The organism is Streptomyces tamarix (genome assembly GCF_032423885.1).
GTDB lineage: Bacteria > Actinomycetota > Actinomycetes > Streptomycetales > Streptomycetaceae > Streptomyces > Streptomyces tamarix.
Window position 1 is genome coordinate 1 of the sequence record NZ_JAWCTQ010000088.1, and the last position, 4,905, is coordinate 4,905.

General features: G+C 75.5%; 4 protein-coding genes and 1 pseudogene. 4 read left to right on the forward strand and 1 reads right to left on the reverse strand.

Annotated features, from left to right (window positions below; genetic code table 11):
- Window positions 1-67 precede the first annotated feature (67 nt).
- On the reverse strand, window positions 68-1,879 hold the full coding sequence (locus tag RND61_RS32255) for a dolichyl-phosphate-mannose--protein mannosyltransferase (RefSeq protein ID WP_315881726.1): 1,812 nt from the start codon (window positions 1,877-1,879) through the stop codon (window positions 68-70).
- Window positions 1,880-1,951: 72 nt separating this feature from the next.
- On the opposite strand from RND61_RS32255, the gene rsmI reads away from it, so the two are divergent.
- The 4 genes and pseudogenes from rsmI to RND61_RS32275 form a co-directional block, all read left to right on the forward strand.
- The gene (gene rsmI, locus RND61_RS32260) at window positions 1,952-2,830 is read left to right on the forward strand and encodes a 16S rRNA (cytidine(1402)-2'-O)-methyltransferase (RefSeq protein WP_315881727.1); all 879 of its coding nucleotides are present in this window, start codon (window positions 1,952-1,954) and stop codon (window positions 2,828-2,830) included.
- A 72-nt stretch (window positions 2,831-2,902) separates the two neighbouring features.
- The gene (locus RND61_RS32265; RefSeq protein ID WP_315881728.1) at window positions 2,903-3,367 is read left to right on the forward strand and encodes a hypothetical protein; all 465 of its coding nucleotides are present in this window, start codon (window positions 2,903-2,905) and stop codon (window positions 3,365-3,367) included.
- Between the two features lie 168 nt (window positions 3,368-3,535).
- Entirely contained in the window at window positions 3,536-4,405 is an 870-nt protein-coding gene (locus RND61_RS32270; RefSeq protein WP_315881729.1) for a TatD family hydrolase, read from the forward strand.
- A 94-nt stretch (window positions 4,406-4,499) separates the two neighbouring features.
- Window positions 4,500-4,905 (forward strand): annotated as a pseudogene (locus tag RND61_RS32275) (hypothetical protein); the annotation flags it as partial.

Below are 4,905 nucleotides of genomic sequence, written 5' to 3' on the forward strand. Positions count from 1 at the left end.
GGGGGACCACCGACAACCACCCGGGGGGCCCGGCCGTCGGCCGTGCCCCCCTGGTCCGTTCACGCAGCTAGACCCACGTGTCCAGCCACATCCGCGACCGCCACTCGTCCATCGGGATCGTCTCCCCGGTGAACAGGGGCCAGAAGTAGATGAAGTTCCACACGATCAGCAGGACCAGGACGCCCGCGCCGACCGCGCCGATCGTGCGGCGGCGCTCGGCGCGCGCGGCGTCCGGGTCCGGGGGGCCGTCCGGGGCGCCGTCCGGGCCGGGCCGGGGCGCGGCCGGGCCGAGCATCGCGCCGATCATCATCGTGACCGCCAGGCACAGGAAGGGGACGAACACCACCGCGTAGAAGAGGAAGATCGTCCGCTCCTGGTAGTGGAACCACGGCGCCCACCCCGCCGCGACCGCGCAGGCGATCGCCCCGGCGCGCCAGTCGCGGCGGAAGAACCAGCGCCACAGCACGTACAGCAGCGCGAAGCACGCCGCCCACCACAGCAGCGGCGTCCCGATCGCCAGCACCTCGCGCGCGCACTTCTCCGCCGCGTCCGCCGGACAGCCGTCCCGGCCCTGCGCGGGCGACTCGTAGAAGTACGAGACGGGGCGGCCCAGGACGATCCAGCTCCACGGGTTCGACTCGTACGTGTGCCCCGAGGTGAGGTTGACGTGGAACGTGTACACCTCCGACTCGTAGTGCCACAGGCTCCGCCACCAGTCGGGGAACAGCCACGACCACGAGCTGTCCCGGCCCTCGCCGGTCGACGCCCAGGTGCGGAAGTAGCCCTTGTCGGACAAGATCCACCCGGTCCAGGAGGCGACGTACGCGGCCAGTGCCACCGGCACCGTCGACACGAACGCCGGCAGCACGTCCCGCTTCAGCACCGCCGCGTACGGGCGGCGCGCGCCGGCGACCCGCCGGGCGCCCACGTCCCACGCCACGGTCAGCAGCCCGAACGCGGCCATGACGTACAGGCCGTTCCACTTGGTCGCCGCGGCCAGGCCCAGCGTCACACCGGCCGCCAGCCGCCACGGCCGCCACCCCAGCCGCAGGGTCTCCGCGATCCGCGCGTCCGGCCGCAGGACCCCGTCCCCGTCGACCGGAAGGGCCGCCGCGAGCCGCCGCCGCGCCCAGTCCCGGTCCACCAGCAGGCAGCCGAACGCGGCCAGCACGAAGAACATCAGCACCTGGTCGAGGAGGGCCGTGCGGCTCATCACGAAGTGCAGTCCGTCGACGGCGAGCAGACCGCCCGCCAGGCAGCCCAGGAACGTCGACCGGAACAGCCGCCGCCCGATCCGGCACAGCATCAGCACCGACAGCGTGCCGCACACCGCCACCATGAAGCGCCAGCCGAACGGGTCGAACCCGAACAGCCACTCGCCCAGCCCGATGACCCACTTGCCGACCGGCGGGTGGACCACGTAGCCCGGGTCCACCGGGACCTGGACGGCGCCGGGGTCCGCCAGGATCGTTTTGTCGACGTCCTTCGGCCACGACCCCTCGTAGCCGTTGTGGATCAGTGCCCAGGCGTCCTTGGCGTAGTACGTCTCGTCGAATATCACCGCGTGCGGCGAGCCCAGGTTCCAGAACCGCAGCACGCCCGCGACCAGCGCCACCAGCAGCGGCCCGCCCCACGGGGCGAGGCGCAGCAGGACCCGCGCCGCCCGCGGCGGCAGCCCGAGCCCGGCCCACGGGCGGAGCGACGCCCGCGCGTACGGCGGCACCAGCCGCTCCCGCAGCCCCGGCACCCCGCGCGGGGCGTACCCGAACCGGCGCAGGCGCCGCTCCCACGAGGGCGGCTCGTGTCCCCCGAGGGGGCCGGCGGCGGGCCCGCCCGGGCCGTCCTGTCCGTGCAGGGCCTCTGGCGCAGTACTGGTCACCGCGCCATCGTAGGGAACGCGCCCGCGCGACTCGCCCGGCCGGGCCGCCCGCGCGGCTGCGAGGATGGCCCCGTGACAGGAACGCTCGTACTCGCAGGTACCCCGATCGGCGACGTCGCCGACGCCCCGCCCCGCCTCGCCGCCGAGCTGGCGGAGGCCGACGTCGTCGCCGCCGAGGACACCCGCCGGCTGCGCCGCCTCACCCAGGCCCTCGGCGTGCAGCCGCGCGGCCGGGTCGTGTCGTACTTCGAGGGCAACGAGGCCGCGCGGACGCCCGAGCTGGTCGAGGCCCTCGCGGGCGGCTCCCGGGTGCTGCTGGTCACCGACGCGGGCATGCCGTCCGTCTCCGACCCCGGCTACCGGCTGGTGGCCGCCGCCGTCGAACGGGACATCAAGGTCACCGCCGTGCCCGGCCCGTCCGCCGTGCTCACCGCGCTCGCCCTGTCGGGCCTGCCCGTCGACCGGTTCTGCTTCGAGGGCTTCCCGCCCCGCAAGGCCGGCGAGCGGCTCGCCCGGCTGCGGGAGGTCGCCGCCGAGCGCCGCACGCTCGTCTACTTCGAGGCCCCGCACCGCCTCGACGACACGCTCGCCGCGATGGCCGAGGTGTTCGGCGCGGACCGGCGCGCCGCCGTGTGCCGGGAGCTGACCAAGACGTACGAGGAGGTCAAGCGCGGCGGCCTCGGGGAGCTGGCCGCGTGGGCCGCCGAGGGCGTACGGGGCGAGATCACCGTCGTCGTCGAGGGCGCCCCCGCGTCCGGGCCCGCCGACCTCGACCCGGCCGAGCTGGTCCGCCGGGTCCGGGTGCGGGAGGAGGCGGGGGAGCGGCGCAAGGAGGCGATCGCCGCCGTCGCCGCCGAGGCGGGGCTGCCCAAGCGGGAGGTGTTCGACGCCGTCGTCGCGGCGAAGAACGCCGGAGGAAACAGCCCGAACGCGGGCAAAGAGCTATCGTGAAAAGCACAGCTCTCACCCGTTGAGGCACGCCGCCAGCGAAGGCGTCCACCGCGGCGGTGGGAAGGAACCGGCATGAGCGAGACCTCCAGCATCCCGGTCGGCCACGAGGCGTACGCCTTCGCCTGCATGAGGTGTGGTTACGGCTGGGAGCAGGCGTACGACATCGAGCACCACACGGACATCACCGGTCACGACTTCGTCGTCTACCGCAGCGAGGGCCGGCGCGTGCCCTCGCCCCTGTCGAAACCGACGTGCCCCAACTGCGGGCGGCACGTGGTGCGCATCATGGGCCCCGGCCGGATCTCGACGGTGCTCGACCACGGCGAGCACCCGGCCGCCGGGTCCGGCGCGACGCTCCGGAGGGCCGCCATCCCGGTGGCGACGGCCGGGCCGATCGGCCAGGAGCTGGAGGAGAAGCCGCCGCCCGGCGCGGACGCCGCGGCGGGACCGGAGGCGGCCGGTCCGTCCGGGGCGACCCGCGTGGGGGAGCCGGAGCCGCGCCGCAGGCACCTGCCGCACCTGTTCCACCGGAGGTGACGCCGCCGGTGCCGGTCGGTGCCGGCGCCGGTGGGGGCCGACGGGACCGGGGCCGAGGGAACCGGGACTGGTGGGGGCCGCCGGTGCCGGTGAGGGCCGGTGGAGCCGACGGGGGCCGGTGCCGGCGGGGGCCGGGGCGGGGGCTTCCGCACGATCTACGATCGGGGCATGAGTGCCAAGGACGCCCCGCCGCCGCTGCCCGAGCCCCTGCCCGTCGCGGTGGCCGACTCGCACACCCACCTCGACATGCAGTCCGGCACGGTCGAGGAGGCCCTGACCAAGGCCGGGCTCGTCGGCGTCGAGACCGTCGTCCAGGTCGGCTGCGACCTGAAGGGCTCGCGGTGGGCGGCGGAGACGGCCGCCCAGTACGCCAACGTCCACGCCGCCGTCGCCCTCCACCCCAACGAGGCGCCGCGCATCGTGCTCGGCGACCCCGACGGATGGTCGCGCCAGGGCGCGCGGGAGGCCGGCGGGGACGCGGCGCTCGACGACGCGCTCGCGGAGATCGACCGGCTGGCCGCCCTCGACCACGTGAAGGCCGTGGGCGAGACGGGCCTCGACCACTTCCGTACGGGACCCGAGGGCAAGGAGGCGCAGGAGCGCTCGTTCCGCGCCCACATCGAGATCGCCAAGCGGCACGGCAAGACCCTCGTCATCCACGACCGCGAGGCCCACGACGACGTGCTGCGGGTCCTCGCCGAGGAGGGCGCCCCGGAGCGGACCGTCTTCCACTGCTACTCCGGCGACGCCGACATGGCCCGCGTCTGCGCCGAGCGCGGCTACTACATGTCCTTCGCCGGGAACGTCACCTTCAAGAACGCCCAGCCGCTGCGCGACGCCCTCGCCGTCGCCCCGCTGGAGCTGGTCCTCGTCGAGACGGACGCGCCGTTCCTCACCCCCGCCCCTTACCGGGGCAGGCCCAACGCGCCGTACCTGATCCCGGTCACCGTCCGCGCCATGGCGGACGTGCGGGGGGTCGGGGAGGAGGCCATGGCGACGGCGATCGCCGAGAACACCACGCGGGCGTTCGATTACTGAGTGGCGGCGGGCGGGCGCAGCGACACGGCGACACGACGCTGAGTAGCCGAGTGGCTTTGGAGAGTGACGACTGTTCGACTAGGGTCCCGGCCTCGTGAAGACCTCACGAGGCAGTCACCGGACCCCCGCCGGCTCCCGCCGCGCCGCCCGCCACCGCACCACCGAACCGCCCGCCGCCCCGCACCCCGTCCCGCCCACCCCCGAGTGCCCTGCTGGGAACTCCGCCCGGCGGCCCGCCCAGGACTCCGCCCCGCCGGCCGAATCACCCGCCGAACCGCCCGGCGCCGAGCCCTCCGCCGAGTCCCCCGCCCCGCGCTCCACCAAGGCCGCCCCCCGCCCCGCCGAGTCCCCCGCCCCGCGCTCCACCAAGGCCGCCCCCCGCCCCGCTAAGCCCCCCACCCCATCAGCCGAGCCCCCCACCTCGCCCGCCGAACCGCCCGCCGCCAAGCCCCCCGCCAAGGACCCCGCCCCGCGCCGCTCCAAGGACCCCGCCCCGCGCT